The organism is Secundilactobacillus silagei JCM 19001 (assembly GCF_002217945.1).
Taxonomy (GTDB): Bacteria; Bacillota; Bacilli; order Lactobacillales; family Lactobacillaceae; genus Secundilactobacillus; species Secundilactobacillus silagei.
The window spans coordinates 1-263 of sequence record NZ_BCMG01000050.1 but is presented as its reverse complement, the minus strand read 5'-3'; the positions used below and the strand labels follow the sequence as shown (position 1 = coordinate 263).

Annotated in this window: 1 tRNA gene; it reads right to left on the bottom strand. The window is 34.2% G+C overall.

Annotated elements, in window-relative coordinates:
• Positions 1-170 precede the first annotated feature (170 nt).
• Positions 171-243, bottom strand: a tRNA-Ala gene (locus tag CES79_RS12485).
• Positions 244-263 lie beyond the last annotated feature (20 nt).

Sequence of the window (263 nt, the reverse complement as noted above, 5' to 3'; positions counted from 1 at the left end):
AACGTGATGGATTAATTGAGTATTACGCGAAGTAAATAAACTTTACTAATAAAAAACTCAAAATACGCGGTGTTCTCGGCTTAATTAATGAAATTATTAATTAATTATAAAAGAAAATTGATATTATCTAGTTTTCAAAGAACCAATTCTTTGATTCCCTACGGAATCAATGGAGAATAACGGGATCGAACCGTTGACCCCCTGCTTGCAAAGCAGGTGCTCTCCCATCTGAGCTAATTCCCCATAACAAACAAAGTTTGTTG